The organism is Ruegeria sp. HKCCA4633 (assembly GCF_013034605.1).
In the GTDB taxonomy this organism is placed as follows: Bacteria; Pseudomonadota; Alphaproteobacteria; order Rhodobacterales; family Rhodobacteraceae; genus Ruegeria.
On the sequence record NZ_WQGJ01000006.1, the window covers coordinates 35,645 to 57,444 of the forward strand.

At 56.9% G+C, this 21,800-nt stretch carries 22 protein-coding genes; 13 read left to right on the forward strand and 9 right to left on the reverse strand.

The annotated features are described in order from the left end of the window. The first annotated feature begins 31 nt into the window (after positions 1 to 31). From secD to GOV85_RS14975, 9 genes are all read left to right on the forward strand, one after another. Positions 32 to 1,693, forward strand: coding sequence for a protein translocase subunit SecD (gene secD / locus GOV85_RS14935; protein WP_171179520.1), 1,662 nt, complete (start codon positions 32 to 34; stop codon positions 1,691 to 1,693). A gap of 1 nt (position 1,694) precedes the next feature. Further along, positions 1,695 to 2,663 carry a protein translocase subunit SecF gene (secF, locus tag GOV85_RS14940; RefSeq protein WP_171179522.1) on the forward strand — a complete coding sequence of 323 codons (969 nt, stop codon included), beginning with the start codon at positions 1,695 to 1,697 and terminating at the stop codon, positions 2,661 to 2,663. Next, positions 2,656 to 3,402: a TSUP family transporter gene (locus GOV85_RS14945; RefSeq protein ID WP_171179524.1), complete on the forward strand. Its 747-nt coding sequence runs from the start codon at positions 2,656 to 2,658 to the stop codon at positions 3,400 to 3,402. Before secF ends, GOV85_RS14945 begins: the two co-directional genes overlap by 8 nt. Before the next feature lie 9 nt (positions 3,403 to 3,411). Next, positions 3,412 to 3,768, forward strand: a complete 357-nt coding sequence (locus tag GOV85_RS14950) for an Mth938-like domain-containing protein (protein ID WP_171179526.1) — start codon at positions 3,412 to 3,414, stop codon at positions 3,766 to 3,768. 95 nt (positions 3,769 to 3,863) lie between these two features. Beyond that, positions 3,864 to 4,478, forward strand: a complete 615-nt coding sequence (gene ccmA / locus GOV85_RS14955) for a heme ABC exporter ATP-binding protein CcmA (protein ID WP_171179528.1) — start codon at positions 3,864 to 3,866, stop codon at positions 4,476 to 4,478. Continuing rightward, a complete protein-coding gene (gene ccmB / locus GOV85_RS14960) occupies positions 4,475 to 5,131 on the forward strand; it encodes a heme exporter protein CcmB (protein WP_171179531.1) in 657 nt (218 codons plus the stop codon). Before ccmA ends, ccmB begins: the two co-directional genes overlap by 4 nt. 61 nt (positions 5,132 to 5,192) lie before the next feature. After that, positions 5,193 to 5,966, forward strand: a complete 774-nt coding sequence (locus GOV85_RS14965; protein ID WP_171179533.1) for a heme ABC transporter permease — start codon at positions 5,193 to 5,195, stop codon at positions 5,964 to 5,966. After that, positions 5,963 to 6,121: a heme exporter protein CcmD gene (gene ccmD, locus GOV85_RS14970; protein WP_171179535.1), complete on the forward strand. Its 159-nt coding sequence runs from the start codon at positions 5,963 to 5,965 to the stop codon at positions 6,119 to 6,121. Before GOV85_RS14965 ends, ccmD begins: the two co-directional genes overlap by 4 nt. Continuing rightward, positions 6,114 to 6,653 (forward strand): DsbE family thiol:disulfide interchange protein, encoded by a 540-nt coding sequence (locus GOV85_RS14975; protein ID WP_171179537.1) that lies wholly within the window; start codon positions 6,114 to 6,116, stop codon positions 6,651 to 6,653. The genes ccmD and GOV85_RS14975 overlap by 8 nt, the downstream gene beginning before the upstream one ends. A 26-nt stretch (positions 6,654 to 6,679) precedes the next feature. Here the strand turns inward: GOV85_RS14975 and GOV85_RS14980 are convergent, their stop codons facing one another. From GOV85_RS14980 to acnA, 3 genes are all read right to left on the reverse strand, one after another. Next, entirely contained in the window at positions 6,680 to 7,381 is a 702-nt protein-coding gene (locus GOV85_RS14980; protein WP_171179539.1) for an SDR family NAD(P)-dependent oxidoreductase, read from the reverse strand. 139 nt (positions 7,382 to 7,520) lie between these two features. Further along, positions 7,521 to 9,023 carry a BCCT family transporter gene (locus tag GOV85_RS14985; RefSeq protein WP_171179541.1) on the reverse strand — a complete coding sequence of 501 codons (1,503 nt, stop codon included), beginning with the start codon at positions 9,021 to 9,023 and terminating at the stop codon, positions 7,521 to 7,523. A 117-nt stretch (positions 9,024 to 9,140) separates the two neighbouring features. Then, positions 9,141 to 11,831, reverse strand: a complete 2,691-nt coding sequence (acnA, locus tag GOV85_RS14990; protein WP_171179544.1) for an aconitate hydratase AcnA — start codon at positions 11,829 to 11,831, stop codon at positions 9,141 to 9,143. Positions 11,832 to 12,057: 226 nt separating this feature from the next. Here acnA and GOV85_RS14995 point away from each other — a divergent pair, with 226 nt between their 5' ends. Further along, entirely contained in the window at positions 12,058 to 12,759 is a 702-nt protein-coding gene (locus GOV85_RS14995) for a thioredoxin family protein (protein WP_171179546.1), read from the forward strand. Here GOV85_RS14995 and GOV85_RS15000 read toward each other — a convergent pair whose 3' ends face one another. From GOV85_RS15000 to purB, 4 genes are all read right to left on the reverse strand, one after another. Further along, entirely contained in the window at positions 12,760 to 13,683 is a 924-nt protein-coding gene (locus tag GOV85_RS15000) for a lysophospholipid acyltransferase family protein (RefSeq protein WP_171179548.1), read from the reverse strand. It lies immediately after the preceding gene. 126 nt (positions 13,684 to 13,809) lie between these two features. Continuing rightward, a complete protein-coding gene (locus GOV85_RS15005) occupies positions 13,810 to 14,904 on the reverse strand; it encodes a flagellar motor switch protein FliG (protein WP_171179550.1) in 1,095 nt (364 codons plus the stop codon). Positions 14,905 to 14,973: 69 nt separating this feature from the next. Continuing rightward, positions 14,974 to 15,522 carry a hypothetical protein gene (locus GOV85_RS15010; protein ID WP_171179552.1) on the reverse strand — a complete coding sequence of 183 codons (549 nt, stop codon included), beginning with the start codon at positions 15,520 to 15,522 and terminating at the stop codon, positions 14,974 to 14,976. A gap of 379 nt (positions 15,523 to 15,901) precedes the next feature. Beyond that, positions 15,902 to 17,206, reverse strand: coding sequence for an adenylosuccinate lyase (gene purB, locus GOV85_RS15015; protein WP_171179555.1), 1,305 nt, complete (start codon positions 17,204 to 17,206; stop codon positions 15,902 to 15,904). An 88-nt stretch (positions 17,207 to 17,294) separates the two neighbouring features. Between purB and GOV85_RS15020 the strand changes: the two genes are divergently transcribed. From GOV85_RS15020 to GOV85_RS15030, 3 genes are all read left to right on the forward strand, one after another. Then, a complete protein-coding gene (locus GOV85_RS15020; protein WP_171179557.1) occupies positions 17,295 to 17,627 on the forward strand; it encodes a hypothetical protein in 333 nt (110 codons plus the stop codon). 166 nt (positions 17,628 to 17,793) lie between these two features. After that, positions 17,794 to 18,354 carry a hypothetical protein gene (locus GOV85_RS15025; RefSeq protein WP_171179560.1) on the forward strand — a complete coding sequence of 187 codons (561 nt, stop codon included), beginning with the start codon at positions 17,794 to 17,796 and terminating at the stop codon, positions 18,352 to 18,354. Positions 18,355 to 18,366: 12 nt separating this feature from the next. Continuing rightward, on the forward strand, positions 18,367 to 18,690 hold the full coding sequence (locus GOV85_RS15030) for a hypothetical protein (RefSeq protein ID WP_171179562.1): 324 nt from the start codon (positions 18,367 to 18,369) through the stop codon (positions 18,688 to 18,690). 30 nt (positions 18,691 to 18,720) lie between these two features. Here the strand turns inward: GOV85_RS15030 and GOV85_RS15035 are convergent, their stop codons facing one another. Both GOV85_RS15035 and dddP read right to left on the reverse strand, forming a co-directional pair. Beyond that, entirely contained in the window at positions 18,721 to 19,935 is a 1,215-nt protein-coding gene (locus tag GOV85_RS15035) for a bifunctional alpha/beta hydrolase/OsmC family protein (RefSeq protein WP_171179564.1), read from the reverse strand. Between the two features lie 473 nt (positions 19,936 to 20,408). Next, positions 20,409 to 21,752 (reverse strand): dimethylsulfonioproprionate lyase DddP, encoded by a 1,344-nt coding sequence (dddP, locus tag GOV85_RS15040; RefSeq protein WP_171179566.1) that lies wholly within the window; start codon positions 21,750 to 21,752, stop codon positions 20,409 to 20,411. Positions 21,753 to 21,800: the final 48 nt, after the last annotated feature.

Below are 21,800 nucleotides of genomic sequence, written 5' to 3' on the forward strand. Positions count from 1 at the left end.
TCGCTCGACAATCCCTTGAAAAGGCAGGGTAATGCTGCAAATTGATACCTGGAAGCGGGTTCTGATTTGGCTGGTCTGTGTGACCGGCCTTCTCTTAGCCCTGCCAAACGCGTTTTACACACGGGTCGAACAATCCAACGACGCACAAGCGGCCATTGAGCTTGGTAACGATACGCCTGAATTGCAGGCTCAGGCTGCGGAATGGCCCACTTGGTTGCCATCTTCGCTGGTCAATCTTGGTCTGGACTTGCGCGGTGGTGCGCATTTGTTGGCCGAAGTCCGGGTGCAGGATGTATACGAATCCCGGATGGAGGCCATGTGGCCTGAAGTTCGGGACGCGCTGCGTGACGAACGCGCGACGGTTGGAACGATCCGTCGCCAGGAGTCTGCCCCGGATGAGATTCGCGTACGCATCAGCCAACCAGAGGGAATGCCCAGAGCGCTTGAAGTGGTGCGTGGACTTGCCCGCCAGGTGCAAACCCTGACCGGTGTTGGTGCCACGGATATTGAGGCGCGCGCTGATGGCGACACGATCGTTGTGCAGCTTTCCGAGGCCGAAAAGCTGGCATCCGATGATCGCACCGTGCGTCAATCGCTTGAGATTATCCGCCGCCGGATTGACGAAGTTGGCACCCGTGAGCCCACTATTCAGCGCCAGGGCGCGGACCGGATCCTGATCCAGGTGCCGGGCATCGGCAGCGCCGGAGAGTTGAAAAACATCATCGGAACCACAGCTCAGCTGACCTTCAACCCGGTTGTTAACAGGGGCACCGACCCGGATGCCAGCGTGGGCATCGGCGAAGAAGTTGTACCTTCGATCGACGAAAGCGGTGTCTATTACATTATTGAATCCGCCCCGGTTGTGACCGGTGAAGAACTGGTGGATGCACAGCCTTCGTTTGACCAAAACGGTCGCCCTGCGGTCAGTTTCCGGTTCAACACGTCTGGCGCCCGCAAATTTGGTGATTATACCCGCGACAATATCGGCGCGCCCTTTGCGATCGTGCTGGATGACGAAGTGATTTCCGCCCCAGTGATCCAAAGCCACATCCCCGGAGGATCTGGCATTATCACTGGCAACTTCTCGGTTGAGGAAAGCACCAATCTGGCCATCTTGTTGCGTGCGGGTGCGCTGCCTGCCGGTCTGGAATTCCTGGAAGAACGCACCATCGGTCCCGAATTGGGACAGGACAGCATCGATGCAGGTAAGGTTGCCACAATCGTGGCCTTTGTTGCCGTTCTAACCTTTATGGCGCTCAGCTATGGTCTGTTCGGAATTTTTGCCAACATCGCGTTGATCATCAACGTCGGTTTGTTGTTCGGCCTGCTTTCCCTGATCGGAGCAACCCTGACCCTGCCGGGCATCGCCGGGATCGTTCTGACGGTCGGTATGGCGGTGGATGCCAACGTGCTGATCTTTGAACGCATTCGGGAAGAATTGAAATCTGCCAAAGGGCCAGCCCGCGCCATCGAGCTGGGCTATGAAAAGGCGCTGTCGGCCATTCTGGACGCCAACGTGACAACCTTCATTACGGCGACGATCTTGTTCGCGATGGGCAGTGGCCCGGTGCGCGGGTTCGCAATTACCCTGGGCATTGGTATTCTGACATCGGTCTTTACCGCGATCTTCGTGACACGCCTGATGGTTGTCATGTGGTTCGAACGCCGCCGTCCTAAAACGATCGAGGTTTGACATGAGACTGAAACTCGTACCCCAGAACACCTCGTTCGATTTCTTCAGCCGCTGGAAGGTTTGGCTGGGTATTTCCGGCCTGATGATGGTCGTGGCTTTTGCTTCGTTTATGTTGCAGGGCCTGAATTTTGGCATCGACTTTCGGGGCGGTACGACCATTCGAACTGAAAGCACGCAACCGATTGACGTCGGCACGTACCGCGACGCAATCGCGCCATTGGAACTTGGCGATGTGACAATCACCGAGATTTTTGATCCGACCTTCGGAGAGGATGAAAATGTCGCGATGATCCGCATTCAGGCGCAGGCCGATGCCGAGGCGGTTGAGGCAGCAACGATCACGGCTGTGGAGCAAGCGCTGCAAGCCGTGATTCCGGATATTCAATTCGTATCGGTTGAATCGGTCGGCCCTAAGGTTTCCGGAGAGCTTATCCAGACAGCCGTTATCGCCGTTGCATTGGCCATCGGCGCGGTGCTTGTTTACATCTGGCTGCGGTTCGAATGGCAGTTTGCGCTGGGGGCGGTAGCTGCCCTTGTGCATGACGTGATCCTGACCATTGGCATATTCTCAGAGCTGCAAATCCGGTTCGATCTTGCCATCATCGCGGCGCTTCTGACTATCGTCGGCTATTCGTTGAACGATACGGTGGTTGTTTTCGACCGCGTGCGCGAGAACCTTCGGAAGTACAAGAAGAAAGACCTGAAAGAAGTTCTGAACATCTCGATCAACGAAACCCTCAGCCGGACGGTTATGACCTCGGTCACGACCCTGCTGGCGCTGATCTCGCTTTATGTTCTTGGCGGGGATGTGATCCGAGGGTTCGTCTTCGCGATGATCTGGGGTGTGATCGTGGGTACTTATTCCTCGGTCTTCGTGGCTTCGACCATCCTGTTATGGCTGGGGGTCAAACGCGACTGGTCCAAGCCGTCGAACACGGCAGGCAACCAGTTTGCCAATATTGATGCCTGAGCTTTTTGGCCAGCCCCCGCAAGGGCTGGCCATTATCCTTTTTGCGGCTTTTCTTGGCGGCGTTGTGCGCGGATTTTCGGGCTTTGGAACCGCGTTGGTCTTCCTGCCCCTTGCCTCCCCCTATCTCGGCCCATTCGGCGCGCTGATCGGGTTGACGATCATGGACATTTTTGGCCCGCTGCCCAATCTGCGCCGCGCGTGGAGCGATGTGGACAAAGGCGATCTTGCCCGCTTGACCGGAGGTTGCGCTTTGCTTCTGCCGCTGGGCTTGTGGGTGCTGACCCGCGTCGACCCCGATGTGTTTCGATATGCGGTCAGCCTGCTCGCGCTTTTCATGCTCGCGGTTCTGGTATTGGGGCTGCGGTATAACGGCCAAGTCACTCGCGCGATGGTCTTGGGCATCGGTGCCGCTGCCGGGTTTCTGGGCGGTGTCGCTGGGCTTCCGGGTCCGGCGGTGATCCTTTTTTATATGTCCCGTCCGCTGTCGGTTCAGGTCATTCGCGCCACGATACTGTTGTTTCTCTTCGCGTTCGACTTTCTCATTCTCGGTTACCTGACTGGGATGGGTCGTGTTATATGGGCGGCTGCAGCGCTGGGTCTTGCACTGGCAATACCGAACCTGGCGGGGAATTGGCTGGGCGGATGGATGTTCCGCCCCGAGCGTGAGAGGCTTTATCGTGCGGCAGCTTATATCGCCATCGCACTGGCGGCCTTGTCGGGCTTGCCGCTTTGGGGATAGAAAGCGCATATGCGCCTGAACGAGATCACCTACACCAGTGCAGTACCGGTCGACGGCTACGGCCCCGGCTTCTTCCGCGTCGGCGGGCAAGTCCACGACGGCCCGGTTCTAATCGGCCCAACCGGAACAACAAGATGGGGCGGCTATGATGACACAGTGCCGCTGCTGAACCTTGCAGATGACATCGACGTCCTGTTCATCGGCACTGGCAAGGAAATGTCGCACATTCCCCAAACCCTGCGTGCTATTTTGGAAAATGCCGGAATTGGCGTCGAAATTATGAACTCTCCCGCCGCCTGCCGCACCTATAACGTGCTGCTCTCGGAAGGTCGCCGGATCGCACTTGCCTTAATCCCACTTGGATAGGGTGTTGCAATCCGCCCTTGGCTATCCCCAAGCCAGCTAAGCCCTGCGGCAAATCTTGCCTTTTGCCTCTGAGGACAATCCGCTAAGCGGGTTTCATGACACTGACTGTATCCGACTTGTCGATCACCCGTGGTGGCATTCCCGTGCTGGAAGGTCTCAGCTTTCAACTGCGGCCTGGTAAGGCGCTGATTCTACGTGGACCAAACGGGATCGGTAAAACGACGCTTCTGCGTACTTTGGCGGGTTTGCAGCCGCCGCTTGAGGGTACCATCGAAGGTGCCGAGGACCAGATTGCCTATGCTGCCCACTCGGACGGGTTAAAGCCGACGCTGACCGTGACCGAGAACCTGACGTTCTGGGCCTCGGTCTTTGGCACCAGCGGCATACAAAGCGCATTGGATGCGTTTGATCTGAATGAGCTGGCTGATCGCCATGCCGGTAACCTGTCAGCCGGTCAGAAACGGCGGCTGGGGCTTGCGCGGATGCTTGTGACTGGACGGCCGATCTGGATGCTGGACGAACCCACCGTGTCGCTGGACAAAAACGCGGTGCAGATGTTTGCCGACGCGGTGCGGGCACATCTGGCGCAGGGCGGGTCGGCCCTGATCGCAACCCATATCGACCTCGGCCTGGACGGAGAGGTTCTGGATGTGGGACCCAACAAGGCCAAACCCAAACCCATTGACGATTTCGACGGAGGCTTCCTGTGATCGCCCTTTTGCTGCGCGACCTGAAACTGGCCTTCCGTGCAGGCGGCGGGTTTGGTTTGGGTCTGGCGTTTTTTCTGATCGTGACCGTGATGGTGCCGTTTGCAGTTGGTCCGCAATCTTCGCTGCTGTCCACCATCGCACCCGGTGTTCTTTGGCTGGGAGCGTTGCTGGCCTGTTTGCTGTCGCTCGACCGCTTGCTGGCTTTGGATTGGGAAGACGGGTCGCTGGACCTGTTGGCCACCGCGCCGCTGCCGCTGGAATCAGTTGTAACCATCAAGGCTTTGGCGCATTGGCTGACCACCGGTTTGCCTCTTGTCCTGGCCGCTCCGTTCCTGGGAGTTTTGTTGAATCTTCCTGTGCCGGGTTTCTTCTGGCTGGTGATTTCACTGCTGATTGGCACCCCGGCGATGAGCGTGATCGGAACATTCGGTGCAGCCCTGACCGTTGGATTGAAGCGTGGCGGTTTGTTGCTGTCACTGTTGGTGCTGCCGCTATACGTGCCCACCCTGATTTTCGGAGCCGAGGTCGCCCGGCGCGGAGCCACAGAGATGGAGGTGCAGACGCCGCTGCTTATGCTGGCCGGCATCACGGCGGCAACGATCGCGCTGTTGCCATTCGCCAGCGCGGCGGTATTGCGGATCAATCTGCGGTGAACCGTCTCAACTTTGACCAAGGTCAATTGAGAACCACCCCAATTCAGACTAGATAGGGCCCATGTCTATTGCAGCCAAAGCCAACGCCCTCTGGGAATATGCCAACCCGCGTAAGTTTCTTGCGACGAGTGAGCGTGTTCTGCCGTTTTTCTGGATCACCTCACTTGCCTGCATCTGTGTTGGCCTGATCTGGGGCTTTTTCTTTACGCCGGACGATTACAAACAAGGGTCGACGGTCAAGATCATCTATCTGCATGTGCCTGCGGCGCTGATGGCGATCAACTGCTGGCTCATGATGTTGGCGACGTCGCTGGTTTGGCTGGTAAGACGTCACCATGTCAGTGCGCTTGCTGCGCGGGCGGCGGCACCGATTGGGATTGTGATGACCCTGATTGCTTTGCTGACTGGTGCGATCTGGGGCCAGCCTATGTGGGGCACCTGGTGGGCCTGGGATCCGCGACTGACATCGTTTCTGATCCTGTTCCTGTTCTACCTTGGATATGTCGCCCTGTGGGAGGCGATTGAAGACCCGGATACGGCGGCCGACCTGACCTCGGTCCTGTGCCTTGTAGGGTCGGTTTTCGCGATCCTCAGCCGCTACGCGGTGAACTTCTGGAATCAGGGACTGCATCAGGGCGCATCTGTCATGCGCGCAGCAGCGGTTACCGGGACAGACACCGAAGAGAAGGTTAGCAACATATTCTTCTATCCGCTGCTGGTCTGCATCATCGGCTTTGTTCTGCTGTTCATCGCATTGGTGCTGTACCGTACCGGAACCGAAATTCGGGCACGTCGGATCAAGGCACTGATGGCGCGGGAAAGGGTAAGTGGATGATTCCCGATCTTGGAAAATACGCTGACGCGGTTCTGTCGTCTTATGCCGTGTCGATCGTTCTTCTGGTGGCCTTGATTGCGTTCAGTGTGATGCGAGGACGCAAAGTGCGTAAAGATATGGAAAAGGTCGAACAAAGGATGTCGCGCAATGGCTAAGATTTCGCCCTTGATGATCGCTCCACCTGTGGCATTTGCTGTGTTGGCCATTCTATTTGGTGGTGGATTATTCAGAGGTGACAAGGATGCCTTACCTTCCGCCCGTCAAGGTCAGCCAGCCCCTCCTGTCGTTCTGAGCGAATTCCCTGAGAAAGCCTTGTTCGATGATGCCGCGCTGCGGGATGGAGAAGTTAAATTGGTCAACTACTGGGCCAGTTGGTGCGCACCCTGCCGGGCTGAGCATCCCAACCTGGAAGCACTGGCTGCAGAAGGTGTCCCCGTCTATGGCATCAACTACAAAGATCAACTGACCAAAGCAGAGGCGTTTCTGACTGAACTTGGTGACCCTTACATTGCCATAGGTCGCGACGAGCAAGGCCGCATGGCGCTGGATTGGGGCCTATACGGCGTTCCTGAAACGTACGTGATAGACGGCGATGGCACTGTCATCCTGCGCTTTGCCGGGCCTATCACGCAACGGGTGATCGAAAGCACGATCCGCCCTGCCTTGGAAAAGGCTGCGGGTGGCTAAATACCTGAAAGCGGCAGCACTGGTTTTTACAATCGATAGCCTCCGGTAACGCCGAGGACTTCACCCGTTATGAAACCTACCGCATCAGAGGCCAGAAACCGAACGACCCGCGCGATATCCTCTGGCACACCGACACGCCCAAGGGCGGTGTCTTTGACGAACAATTCTGTCAGATCATCCGGGCGCGGGACCTCGGGGATGTTGATCGCGCCAGGGGCAATCGCATTGACGCGAATACCCTGCGGGCCCAGTTCCTTAGCCATGGCACGGGTCCATAGGTTGAGCGCAGCCTTGCTGGCCCCATAGGTCGCGGCATCGCGCGGCGGAAGGGTCGCATTCATGGAAGAGATATTCACGATGGATGCCCCAGCTTGCAGTTGGGGCAGGGCGGCGGTCAGAAGGGCCACGGGCACAAGCAAATTCAGGTCAAGAATGTCCCTGTGGTCCTGTTGATTGAACGCCTCTTTGGGTGTCGCGCGCACAAGCCCCGCATTGTTCACAAGAACGTCCAGCCGTCCGAATTGTGCGATGACCTGTTCAATAACCTGAGCCGGTTGATCTGGCTGAGTCAGGTCTGAACGGATCGCCAAAACATCGCTGTCCAACACATCCAGCTCAGGCGCGCTGTTTAACCACGTGAACGCAATTTTGTGATCTCGACCAAGGTCTTCGACGATTGCCCGGCCAATCCCTCGGGCGCCGCCGGTTATCAATGCAACTTTGTCCATAGGCACACCAAATCTGTAAAGTGGATGTGTTTCAACGCTTAATCTGATCGCCTTGGAATAGCGTCAGCTGCGCAGCAAAATCCAGATCATCGCCGCGATGAACGCAAAGGTTACCAGGTTCATCAGAGTATCTGTGAGATCACCGATCAGCATCGTGCTGGCCCTCCTCTCTGAGACCGCGGAACAGGCAGACCATCAGCAGGACTGAAATGAAGACAAAGGGCAAAGCACCCAGTGAAATCAGGATCTTGACCGAGTCCACTGACCCAGAAAGGATCATCGCCACGCTCAGCAGCCCCAGCAAGGCCCCCCATATCAGGCGCACGCGCGGAGGAGGGTTCTCGTCTCCTCCGGTCGAGAAGGTGCCCAAAACAAATGCAGCGCTGACGACACTGGTCACAATGAACAGAAACGCAGCCAGTACCGTTGCAAGTGTTGTGATCAAGGACAGCGGCAGCCGGTCGAGCAGAGCAAAGGTCACGCGTTCAATGTTTGTCTGCGTATAGGCCAGAAGTTCGCCTGCGCCGTTGAGTGCCTCGAACAGGCCAATGCCGCCAAAAGCGCCGAACCAGAGTATGGAAAACAAAGTGGGGGCGAACAGTACCCCGATCACGAACTCTCGTATCGTTCGACCACGAGAGATGCGCGCCACGAAGACACCCACAAAAGGCCCCCAGGCGATCCACCAAACCATGTAGGTGAGGGTCCAGTCGCTGAACCACCTGGTGACGTCGTCGCCAAAAAACGTGAAGGTTTGAAAGCCGCGTGGGATGACGTTTGTGACATAGTCGCCAAAGCCCTGAACCACAGTATTCAAAAGGTATTCAGTTGGGCCAAGAATAATGGTGTAGGCCACGAGGCCGATCGCAATCAGCATGGCAGCGTTAGATAAGCGCGCCATGCCTTGCCCCAGATCGATCAAGAGTGCTGGGATATACGCTCCGACCATTGCCAGAAACACGACGGTAATCAAAAATGCTCCGACCGTTTCCCGGCCTCCCAACACCGCAATTCCATCTGCGACCTGAAAGACGCCCATGGCCATTGAGCCACCCACGCCAATGGCAATCGCAATGATCGCCATGAAGTCTGAAAGCCATCCGACACGTTCGGCCCAGCGTTCACCGGGAAACAGGCTTTTGATCGGGGCGCTGACCATCATCCCGGTGCCGCGCCGGAAGCTGAAATAGGCGATGGTCAGCGCAGTCGATCCGTAAATGGCCCAGGCGTGTAAACCCCAATGGAAGTTTGTTGCCAGCATTGCCTGTTGTGCGGCGATGAATTCCGGTGCCATGCCTGAGATGAAATTGAAGTGGGTTAACGGTTCGGCCACCGCCCAGAACAACAGACCGACCCCCATCCCAGCTGAGAACAACATCGATATCCAGGTGGCAGTCGAGAATTCTGGTTCTTCGTCATCGCGACCAAGGCGAATGTTCCCATGTTTTGAGAATGCCAGAAACAGACACCCGATCAACATGCCCGAGGCGGCGAGCATCACGAACCATCCCCGGCTGTGGAAGGTCTGTTGGACAATACCACTGGCCCAAGTCACCAAACTCTGGATGTCGATGACACCCCATATCCCGATGACCGCAATGACGCTGAGAGAGCAAACCAGCAAGGCGTTTGGTTTTTGCATGGCGAACGGTTTCCGTGAGTGACTTTACCCAACAGTTTCAGGTTTTCGAATGAATGGCTAGAAAACAAAACCCCCGGCGCTTGGCCGGGGGTTTAATTCGCACGTTATGCTGTCAAGTCACGATGCCTTCGCAAGATTACGCAGTACATAGTGAAGCACGCCGCCGTTTTCGATGTACTCAATCTCGGGTGCGGTATCGATGCGGCACTTCAGGGTGATGGTCTTCTCACTTCCGTCGCCATAAACGATTGTGCAGGGCACCTCTTGCAGGGGCTCAACCGAATCCAATCCGTGGATTGAGACGGTTTCATCCCCTTTCAGGCCAAGCGTCTTGCGTGTGTCACCCCCTGTGAATTCGAATGGAATGACGCCCATACCAACCAGGTTTGACCGGTGGATACGCTCAAAGCTTTCGGCGATGACGGCTTTCACACCCAGCAACGCGGTGCCTTTGGCCGCCCAGTCGCGCGACGAGCCTGCACCGTATTGTTCGCCACCAAAGACAACCAGCGGTGTGCCCTGTTCCTGATAGGCCATCGATGCGTCGTAGATCGATGTTTGTTCGCCATCCGGGCCTTTGGTGTAGCCGCCTTCGACGCCATCCAGCATCTCGTTCTTGATGCGGATATTGGCGAAGGTGCCACGCATCATGACCTCGTGATTGCCGCGGCGTGAGCCGTAAGAGTTGAACTCGCGCGGCTGCACTTGACGTTCGATCAGATACTGGCCAGCGGGCGAGGTCGACGCAAATGACCCGGCAGGCGAGATATGGTCGGTTGTGACCATGTCGCCCAGAATCGCCAGCACCTTGGCCCCTTCGATATTCGAAATCGTGCCTGGCTCTGCGCCCATACCTTGGAAATAGGGCGGGTTCTGGATGTATGTCGAGGTTGGTGGCCAGTCATAGGTTTCCTGTTGAGGCACCTCAACTTCGCGCCATTTCTCGTCGCCTTTGAACACGTCGGCGTATTTCGATTGGAACGCCTCGCGGGTCACGGTCGCCTCGACCAGTTCCGCGATTTCGCTCTGGCTTGGCCAGATGTCTTTCATGAAGACATCGTTGCCATCCTTGTCTTGACCAATCGGTTCGGATGTCAGGTCGATATCCATTGTTCCCGCCAGTGCGTAGACAACCACCAGCGGCGGTGAGGCCAGATAGTTTGCGCGCACATCCGGCGAGATTCGACCCTCGAAGTTGCGGTTGCCGGACAGAACCGACGTGGCAACCAGATCGCCTTCGGAAATTGCCTCGGATATTTCTTTCTGGATCGGGCCCGAGTTGCCGATACAGGTGGTGCAGCCATATCCCACAAGGTTGAACCCGATCTTGTCTAGATCGTCTTGCAATCCTGCAGCTTCGAGATAGGCCGACACCACTTGCGATCCCGGCGCCAGAGAGGTCTTGACCCAGGGCTTGCGATCCAGTCCCAGTGCCGCGGCCTTGCGGGCCACCAGACCCGCGCCGATCATGACGTAGGGGTTCGACGTGTTGGTGCAGGAAGTGATCGAGGCAATCACGACTTTGCCCGACTCCATGCCATAGTTTTCGCCCTTGACTTCGACCTGCTTGCCCATCGGGCGTTTGAAAGTCTCTGCCATTTCCTGCGTAAAGGCCGCCTTGGCGTCGGTCAGCGCAACATAGTCCTGCGGACGCTTCGGGCCCGAGATCGCCGGAACGATCGTGCCCATGTCTAGCGTCAGGGTATCGGTGTAGATCGGAGCGTAGTCCGCGTCACGCCAGAGGCCGTTTTCTTTGGCATAGGCTTCAACCAATGCCAGACGGTCTTCGTCACGCCCGGTGTTGCGCATGTAGCGTAAGGTTTCTCCGTCAATAGGGAAGAAGCCGCAGGTCGCGCCATATTCCGGGGCCATGTTGGCGATAGTGGCGCGGTCGGCCAATGGCAGGCGGTCCAAACCTTCGCCATAGAATTCAACGAACTTACCGACAACGCCCTTTTCGCGCAGCATCTCCACGACTTTCAGAACAAGGTCGGTGCCGGTGGTGCCTTCGACCATCGAACCCGTCAGTTCAAAACCCACAACCTCGGGGATCAACATCGAGATTGGCTGACCCAGCATCGCGGCCTCGGCCTCGATCCCGCCAACGCCCCAACCCAGAACGGCCATGCCGTTCACCATAGTGGTGTGGCTGTCGGTGCCAACCAGCGTATCGGGATAGGCGACTTCTTCGCCGTTTTGATCCGTGTCGGCCCAGACGGTTTGAGCCAGATATTCCAGGTTCACCTGATGGCAAATCCCAGTGCCGGGAGGCACCACGCGGAAGTTGTTAAAGGCATTCTGACCCCATTTCAGGAACTGGTACCGCTCCATGTTGCGTTCATACTCGCGGTCCACGTTCATCTGGAATGCACGCGGATTGCCAAATTCGTCAATCATGACCGAATGGTCGATGACCAGATCAACCGGGTTCAGCGGGTTGATCTTTTGTGCGTCGCCACCCAGCGCCTTGATACCGTCGCGCATCGCGGCCAGGTCGACGACAGCCGGAACACCGGTGAAGTCCTGCATCAAGACGCGGGCAGGGCGGTATGCGATTTCGCGCGGGTTCTTACCGCGGTTTACACCCCATTCAGCAAAGGCCTTGATGTCGTCGGTTGAGACAGAAAACCCGTCATCCTCGAACCGCAGCATATTTTCCAGAACCACTTTCAGTGCGGCAGGCAGTTTTGAGAAATCCCCCAAACCGGCCTCTTGCGCGGCGGGGATCGAGTAATAGGAAATGGACTTACCACTCACGCTCAGGCTGCGGCGTGTCTTGGCGGTATCCTGTCCGACTTTGATGGGCATCAGTGGCCTCCCTCTCAAATGACTTGGATAATAGGATTTGCTGTCTGATATCTGCATCACGAAGGCCCTTGGTTCAAGGTTGAACGGGCACAAAGGAGTAATTTTTGTATACCATTGCACACATTTACGGAGGTAAACATGTATTCCAGCCTCAAGAAACCTTGATTGGTCGTTGAATGCCAAAGCAGCTATTTCTGAAAATCAACCGCCCAAACCGAGAGTCCACATGTTCAGATCCGCCGCTGTAACCGCCCTGATGTCCTGGCTTTTGGCTGCCTCTGCTGCGGCTGAGAGCGACCCTGTGGTGGTTGAGTTGTTTACGTCGCAGGGGTGCTCCTCTTGCCCTCCGGCAGACCGGTTGATGCACGACCTGGCCAAGCGGGACGATGTGATTGGCCTGGCGTTGCACGTGGATTATTGGGATTACATCGGTTGGAAGGACGAATATGCCGACCCGGATCATACTTTGCGGCAGCGGGCGTATGCGCGGGAAGGCGGTCGTTCGATGATCTACACGCCACAGATGGTGATCAATGGGCAGCATGATGTTGTGGGCGCGCAGTCACGTGAGCTCGACCGCTTGATTGACGCTCATTTCAAGGCGACACCCGAAGCGTCGGTGACTGCAACCCGGACAGCAGATGAAGTAACCGTGAATGTCACGCCCGTAGTATTGCCGGAGGGCGAGACCTACGACGTGCGTATCGTACAGTATTCGCCGATGCGCCACGCCTCGATCCGCCGCGGAGAACTGGCTGGGCACGATCTGGACTATGCCAACGTTGTCGAAAAATGGCAGATGGCAGGGCAGTGGGATGGGGCTGCACCACAAACCTTCTCAGCCCAGCTTGGGTCAGACCTGCCGGCGGTTGTTTTGGTGCAACGTGCGGGTCATGGTCCCATTGTCGCCGCAACGCGGGTTAAGTGATCAGGGCATCTCGTCCGGTGCAATGCCAAGCCCGTTCCAATGCTTCCAGCGGCGGTGGATCCAGAACCACTGACCCATATGCTGACGTACCATCTTCTCAAGGTCGTCATTGGTGAATTGCGTCATCGTTTTCGGGTCAGTGTGCGGAACCGGATCGTGCAGTATGATTTCGAAATCGATGCCGTTTGGCTGGCGCACGGCATAACATGGGATCAGTTCCGCGTTGTATTTCATCGCCAGTTCCGCGTTCAGCACAGATGTGACAGCGGGTTTGCCGAAGAATACAAGCTCTTCCCCGCCCATCGCATGGAGATCGGACACAATTGCAATGATCCCGCCCTTTTTCAGCGTGCGCACCATCTCAACCATTCCGCGCCGCCCCTGCTCGAACATGGGCGCACCGGTTTTATAAAAGGCCTCGACATAGGCGTCGTTGAAGTAAGGATTAGCCATGCGGCGATACAGGCAGCCAATCGGTTGGCCGCTGTGTTTTTGCAAGGCAATGCGCGCGGCCAGATAGTGCCCAAAATGCGCAGTGATCATCATGACCGGACGCCCTTCGGCGATGGCCGCATCAAAGGCCGCAATACCAGGGCCGGAAATTTTCGCTGTACTTTGACGCTCAGTAAATCCTTCTGGCGAGAAATGCTCCATGATCGCCCGACCGGCGTTGTCGGGTACGTCACGGCAAATCTTTTTGACCTCGGCTTCGGACAGGTCAGGGCAGGTGAGCTTCAGGTTCCGCCGGATGCGTGTACGAAACCCCACGACCGGGGTCAAAACGCGCATAATCGCGCCCATGGTTGAGATGCGCCGCTCATACGGGAGAAGGCGCATAGCACCGATAACCCCCTGAAGGAACAGATTGGCGACATAGTATTTTCCAAGCTCAAACTTGCTGAGCTCCGACTTTTCGACGGGCATGGAGGCGTCTCACCGCGTGATGGGTATTTCCGTGCCAGACATACAGGCCGATCTTGGCAAGCTCAAGCGTTCAGCAAGACGATGGGCAAACTGAGCATGTTAAGGGGCAAACCTGCTAACCTGATGCTACTCAGCCTCTTCCTCAGTTTCGACCAGAGCGATTGTTCCTGCATCAACCAGTGTTCGAATGGCGCCAACCACCTGAGTCATCGCTTCTTCGGCCTCGGATTGTTTGACTCGTCCGCGTTCACCCATTTCCTCACGCAGGTTTTCCGCCATGCGTGACGAGATATTTGTCAGCAGAAATTCAACCGATGCCTTGTCGTCATCTGCCGCAGCTCCGGCCAGGGCTGTTACAAGCACGGCTTGGTCCACTTCGCGCAGGATGGCCGGAACATCGCGGGCTGTAATGCGGTTCGAAATATGCGCAAAGGTGAAGATCGACTGGCGTACGAGTTCTGCAAAGGCGGCATCGTCTTCATCCAATGCGTTCAACAAGTCGTCGCGGGTGGCCGCGGCTGACTGGTTTAAGATCGCGCCAACGCGTGCGCTGGGGCCGTCATCAAACGCCTGCACCGGGCGCTGATCCAGTTGCGCGGCCAGAGACCAGCCGATCCGCTCGACCGCCTCTGGGGTAACGTTCGCTGTTTTCGAGACAGCAAAGGTGATCCTACGCGCCACAGGGCCGGGCATTTGCCCAAGCATCTGAGCGGCTTGCGCGGTATCCATCTTTGACAACATCACTGCGGCCACTTCGGTGCTTTCCGCTTGGGCCATGGCTGCAAGATCTTCGACAGGGATGTCGCGCAGCCTTTGCCACGGGTCACCAACCTGTCGTATCCCGGCCACCTTGCGCAGGCGTGCCGCTGTTTTCGGGGCAATCTTGCCGGTTACCGCATCCAACGCCCCAGCCAAGCCATGCGGAAAGGCCAGGCCGATGTTATCCAGTGCTTCGCCGAACTCCTGCGCCACGGCATCCAGTGTCACGCGGTCCACAAGACCCATTTCGCCAAGCTGATGGGTTAATTTTTCTTGCAGATCGTCAGGGAGTTCCTCAAGCGGAAGATCCGCGCCTTCGCTCAGCAGAAGGCGGACGACAATCGCTGCTTTTTGTCGGTTGCTCAATGTCCGGGGAACAAGCCGTGGTTTATCGTCATTCCCCTTGGCAAGCGGAGCAGCTGCTCCGGGTGCCGTGTGTATCAACGCGTTTGTGTCCTGCATCTGCCTGTGGTGCCAAAATTTCTGAACCACAGGCAGATTACGGAGAATCGGGTTAAATAACCTTGAAGTTTAGTAGTTATAGGTCAGCCCGGTGCGGATGGCTTCGCGCAGCGATGCCTCGGCCCAGGTTCCTTCGCCGCCACGAGTTTTGATCTCGCGCCATTGCTCGATCGCCAGATCGGTTCTGCCTTCGGCGACAAAGCCCTGTCCCATATAACTGCGGGCGAGGATGTTGTCGGGGTTGGATTCGATGGCGTTGGTGTAGAAGGCGTTTGCCAGCTCAAGCTCACCCATTTTGCGGTAAGTAAAACCCCAATATGTCAGGACGCGATCATCGTTCTGATCCATGATGCGCAGAATGTTCTGAGCGTTCTCGAATTGCCCGTCATAAGCCAGCTCGCGCACGGCGTCATACAGTTCATCATCGGTGAAATTGGTCTTGTTCGGTTTGACACAACGCCCCGCGTCCTTGTCGTAGACGCGGCCAAAAAGGCATCTCTTGGTCGTGTTCGTTGGTTTTGGTGGGGTCGTGGTGCTGCCACCGTCGCCGGCTGCATACAAAGCCGGCGCAAAGGCAAAAGCCTGAAGGGCAATAGCTGAAACTAAAACAAGGCGCATTTTCCTACTCCGTTCTCTGGGCTGCTCTGATCAAGCATAGCGCGATTTGATAAAAGGCTAACAATTGCGCTGCCTCTTTTATTCACAAGTAGGAAAGAAAAACCTCAGCTATTGACAGTTTTTACGCAGCTATGGGCTTCGGCGTCCCATTGTGTTCCCGGCGCGCAGGACTGCGTTTGTTCAGTATGGGCGCTGCAGGCCAAGGCGACAGAGGCTGAGCAGCCAAGGGCCAATGCGCAAATCAAAGTCCGGATCATCAAGCTTCTCCTGTTCGGGAATGCGCGGACAAGATAACCGATTTTTGATGATCCGGCAAAAGAACAAGGCCCGGATCGCTGCGTACGAACCGGGCCCCTGAACTGTTTGATCTGCTTGATTTTTACTCGCCAAACACACGGGCAAAGATCGTATCGACATGCTTGGTGTGATAGCCAAGGTCGAATTTTTCTTCGATTTCTTCAGGGCTGAGCGCAGCGGTGACATCCGCATCTGCCAGCAACTCTTGCTTGAAGTCGGTCCGGTGTTCCCAGACCTTCAGCGCGTTGCGTTGGACCATGGCGTATGCGTCTTCACGGCTGACACCGGCTTGGGTCAGTGCCAACAAAACCCTCTGGCTCATGACAAGGCCGGGGAACTTGTTCATGTTCTCGAGCATGTTCTCGGGGAAGATCAGCATCTTGTCGATCACACCTGTCAGTCGTGCCAGCGCAAAGTCCAGGGTGATTGTCGCGTCCGGTCCGATCATGCGTTCGACTGAAGAGTGCGAGATGTCGCGCTCGTGCCAGAGCGCCACGTTTTCCATCGCCGGGATCACGGCCGCGCGCACCATGCGCGCCAGACCTGTCAGGTTCTCGGTCAGAACAGGGTTTTTCTTGTGTGGCATGGCCGAGGAGCCTTTCTGACCCATCGAGAAGAACTCGGCGCCCTCCAGCACTTCGGTCCGCTGCATGTGGCGGATTTCTATGGCGATATTCTCGATGCTGCTGGAGATCACACCTAGCGTAGCAAAGAAGGCCGCGTGGCGGTCGCGCGGGATGACTTGTGTGCTGATCGGTTCCGGCACAAGCCCCATCTGGTCGCAGACATGTTCCTCAACACGCGGATCGATATTGGCGAAGGTGCCAACTGCGCCGCTGATCGCGCCGGTGGCGATTTCCGCGCGAGCGTCACGCATCCGAGACAGGTTGCGATCCATCTCGGCATAGAACCGGGCAAAGGTCAGGCCCATGGTGGTAGGCTCTGCGTGGATGCCATGGCTGCGACCGATGCGAACGGTGTTTTTGTGTTCAATCGCGCGACGCTTGAGCGCGGCCAGAAGGCCTTCGAGATCGGCGATCAGCAGGTCCGCAGCACGGGTCAGCTGTACGTTCAAACAGGTATCCAGCACGTCCGAGCTGGTCATTCCCTGATGCACAAAACGGGCTTCTTCGCTGCCCACATGCTCGGCCAGATGGGTCAGGAAGGCGATGACATCGTGTTTGGTGACGGCCTCAATCTCATCAATGCGGGCTACGTCGAACTCCACATCCTTGGCTTTCCACACGGCCTCGGCATTTTCGCGCGGGATGACGCCCAGATCGGCCATGGCGTCGCAGGCATGTGCCTCGATCTCGTACCAGATGCGAAACTTGGTCTGAGGCGACCAGATGGCGACCATGTCAGGGCGGGAATAACGGGGAATCATTGGCGGCAGCACCTTTATGTGGTTGGGATGAGGCGTTGGCGCGGGGTTTAGCCCCGAGCGCGTTAGGGAACAAGACGTGAGAGCGGGTATGAGACGGTTTGCCCTGATTTTGGCCCTTTGGCCGGGTGTTTTGGCCGCAGATGGCTTCCAGAAATTGTCCGGCGAGGAAATCCTTGCAGCTTTGACGGGCCAGAAATTGGAATATGGCAGCGGGGTCTGGCAAACTTTCGACTCCAGTATGGTCACGCAATATTTCTCGGGTGGGCCGAGTGCAGGTCGCTGGGTGGTGCGCGAAGACCAGTATTGCTCGATCTGGCCACCTTCGGACCTTTGGGCTTGCTACGACGTTTTTCGGAACGATCATACGATCCGTTTCGTCGACGATGCCGGGGGGCGGACAGATGGCACATTTGCCCAATAAGCGGGCGTGCTGACCTAACGCGTTCAAGACCTGTTGGCACTGGCCGCAGCGCCAGGAAAGTGGATATGCGCGGGTTCAATCCACCTGATCACGACGCGCCAGCACTGGACAAACCGCGCCTTGAAAGTTCAAGCTGTGCGTGAGGAAACTATCAGGTTATTGAGATATGCGTTTATTTTCAGGTCCATTGCTTGCTGCATGCGCTGCCATTTGGTTGGGTGGGGTAGGGTCCGCAGCAGCTGATACCCCGGTGACTTATACTCAGGATGGCCGCGCACTGTTCGGCTTTCATGTTCCAGACTTTTGGGCGCTGCGTACAGGTGGCCCGCGCGAAATCGAAGATACCGAGTTGGGGGATACGCGTGCCGTGTCCCGCGTCATGGGGATGCGCCCGGTTACTGATGATACTGTCTGGATGGGCTTTGTCTCGCCCGCTGGTGTCGCGACCATTGAGGATGGCGTCCGCTATTTGCAGGATATCGACAAGTTTCTGGTCAAGGACCCGACCATCACCAGCACCAGCGACACCCGCATCGGTGGATTGCCGGCGCGTGTTTTTCGGGGAACCGGGCGTCGGGAAAGCAAAGGAGTCAGCTTTACCGCGGCCCTAATTGATCTGCCAAAAAACCGCGTTGCAGTTGCCGTGGCCATCCTTCGTGACGGCGCTAATCCAGATTATGCCGACGATCTGAACGCGGTTTTCGCGTCGTTCCGGTCGTTCCAGTAAGGGGAGGGTGCTATGAGTTTGCGAAACATCAGACGGATTTCTCTTGCGCTGGGGCTGGGGGCTGCGACGTTTTCACTGTCGGCCTGTGATGGTGTCTCGGTCGGGGTCGGTTATGGGTATGACCCGTTTTATGACTCGATGCTCTGGAACGATTACTACCGTCGTGACGTCAATATCGACATCGATCGGCCAGATCGACCAAACCGTCCAGATCGGCCAACGCGCCCTGATCGGCCACAGCCGCCGGTTGCCAAACCGCCTGCACGGCCAAGGCCGCCAACGGCGCGCCCGCCCGCTGCACGGCCGCCTATTCACCGGCCATCGCCGCGTCGTTGATCGCAAAGGCCGCACAGGGGCGGCCTTTTTCTATGGCAGAAGCTCAGTTGTTATATGGGCTGAACCCTCAAGCGTCCGGTGCACAGGGCACTTGTCCGCAATTTCCAGCAAGCGTTGCTTTTGCGCTTGATCCAGCGGGCCGATCAATCGGATTTTGCGACGGAACTGATCCACCTTTCCTTCATTCGCCAGCCCGGCGTCCTGAGCGTGAACCTTGTCGTGACAGACATCCACGCTCACCTTTTTCAACGGCCAGTTCTTTCGGCGCGCATACATGCGTATGGTCATGGATGTACAGGCACCCAGACCGGATGAGACAAAGCCGTAAGGCGACATGCCCTTATCCGTACCGCCGTAAGAAGCTGGTTCATCCGCGACCGCGTGGTGATGCGGACCGGCCTGAATATCCTGCATATAACCGCTTGGGTCTGCTTCGGTCACACGGACGACGCCTTCCGGGGCGCCTGGCGGCGGGGCGGGCGGGCACAGTTTCACATACCGCGAAACCCAAGCTGATATCACATCGGCTGCGTATTCGGCATCGGCCGCGCGCGTGATCAGATGATCGGCATCATCAAGGGTCACAAAGCTTTTTGGATGCTTCGCCGCCAAGAAGATGGTGCTGGCATTGTCTATGCTGACCGTTTCGTCGCGTGGCGCGTGCAGGATCAATAAAGCGGCTTTTAGGTCGGTGATCGCTGCGGTCAGGGCGGATTGGGCAATGTCATCCACAAAGGCCTTGCCGATGCGGAACGGGCGCCCACCCAAAGTCACCTCGGCGCTTCCGTCCTGTTCGATCTGAGGCAGCGCCTCTTCGAAGTGATGTGAGACGTGACCGGGATCTGCTGGCGCGCCCAGTGTCACAACAGCCTTTACCGTTGGAATGCCAGCGCGTGCACGCAAAACCGCCGCACCGCCCAGCGAATGGCCGATCAACAAGGACGGTGCCATGTTCCGCCCCGCCAGAAATTGCGCAGCAGCGATCAAATCCTGGACATTCGAGGTGAAGGTCGTATTGGCAAACTCGCCCTCAGAATGGCCCAGCCCCGTAAAGTCAAAGCGCAGTACTGCAATCCCCATCGCTGCCAAGCGCGCCGAAATGCGCCGGGCTGCGGGGATGTCTTTGGAGCAGGTAAAACAATGGGCAAAGAGCGCTGTCGCCAGCACCGGGCCGTCAGGCAGATCCAGTCGTGCGGCCAATTGGCTGCCGTCATGTCCGGCAAAGGTAATGCGTTCCGTGGGCATGTCGGCTCCTTGAATGGGTTGGGGGAACACGAACTATACTGTGTTCATGTTGGTCTGGTCTCAACCCTTATGTCAGTCGCGTCACGGGAAGGTGAGAACTGAGCACGTGTCGTTTCACCCGAATATCATCACTACGCTGAAGGTTTGAAAGGCGATTTGCATTTCTGGGAGTCACATCAAGTATTGTGAAGTAATGTCGGCCAAACATTCATTTCACTTATTCTCGGTGTGAACACAACTATGCAGCGAAGATGTTGCATTAGGAGATATACATGTCACACGCAGAATTCACCGCCCGCCCGAGACGCGCCCGCTGTGGGTCATCGCGCTGCTGCTGGCCGGTCTCATTGGATTTGCAATCGGACAGTCCTGGCCCGCAAATCTAACAGGGCCACAGGTTCAAGACGAACCAGTTCTTGAAGACTGGCACGGAAATGTCCGCAGATCGCACTGGTCAGAGTGAGGCTTAGGTCTCACTCCAACCCCATCAAGCGGGGATCAAATGGGTACTTGGTCAGGTTCTCGTACCCGTCTTCGGTAATGAGAACCTGATCTTCTAGCTTGATGCTAAAGTCACCACCGACCTCGCCAACGCAAGCTTCGACACACAAAACCATTCCCGGTTCCAGCGCATAGTCATAGGATCCTTCGACGGCCTTATCCGGATAAGCCACAAGCGGCCATTCGTCACAAAGGCCAACGCCGTGCATCAGGCAGCCGTATTTCTGCGCCTGAAACTTGTCGTCCAACCTGTGAGAGTTTGCTGTCAGTTCCGGAATCATCACGCCGGGTTTGAGCATTTCCATGTTGGTCATGATGTGTTCATGCGCGTGCTGCATGGCATAGATCATGTCTTCACGCGGCTTCTGATCGCCAATCCACCAACTGCGGGAAATGTCGATGCAAATCCCGTATGACCCAATCAAGTCGGTGTCGAACGAGATGATCTCGTTCTGCTGGGTGATCCGAGGGCCGCATTCCTGAAACCAAGGATTGGTCCGCTGGCCCGAGGCCAGAAGGCGCGTTTCGATCCATTCTCCGCCACGTTTGATGTTTTCTGCATGCAGGACAGCCCAAATGTCGTCTTCCGAGGTTTTCCCATCGCCCACATTGGCACGCGCGAACTTTTCCATTTCTACGACCGCTGTCTCGCAGGCGTGGCTGGCGCAGCGCATGGCGAGGATTTCGTCAGGCCCTTTGATGGCACGGGTCTTTTCGGTCAGCTCTTCGCCTTCCATGATCTCGAACCCTTGCGCCTCAAGTGCACGCAGGCCGTGCAGCATGATCTTGTCGACGGCCAGTCGCTTGTTGCCGCCACTGTGTTCTTCGATCAGCACCCGCACTTCGTTCGAGAACACATCCGCAGCAACGTCGACCTTGTCACCCCGGTCAAAGTAAAACAGATCGGCGCCCGAACGTTGTTCACGCACCAGGGGGTTGAATGTGCTGAGGAAGGGCGAATTCTTGTAGTCCCAAATCACCATATAGCCATCAGCGCACAGCAGAACCGCGCGAAACGGGTTATGCGTGTTCCAAAGCTGCATGTTGGTGCTGTCGGTGGCATAGCGAATGTTCAACGGGTCAAACATCAGCAAGCCGCCATAGCCGCGATCTGCAATGGCCCGTGTCAGTCGCTTCCAGCGGTGTTCCCGCATCCGCGTCAGGTTGGGCAGCTCAAGCCCCGCAGCGGCCCATTCGTCAAAGGCCAACTGCGTTGGCCCGATCTCAATCCGATCATTGTCGTTCGGAGTACCGTCACCCAACGTCGCGCCTTTGCTGGGGTCAATCTTGCGCGTGTCTCGGTAATGTTGATTCATGGCGGGCCTCTTTAAGTGCTGCGGCAAAACTAAAGAGCCGACCCGTAT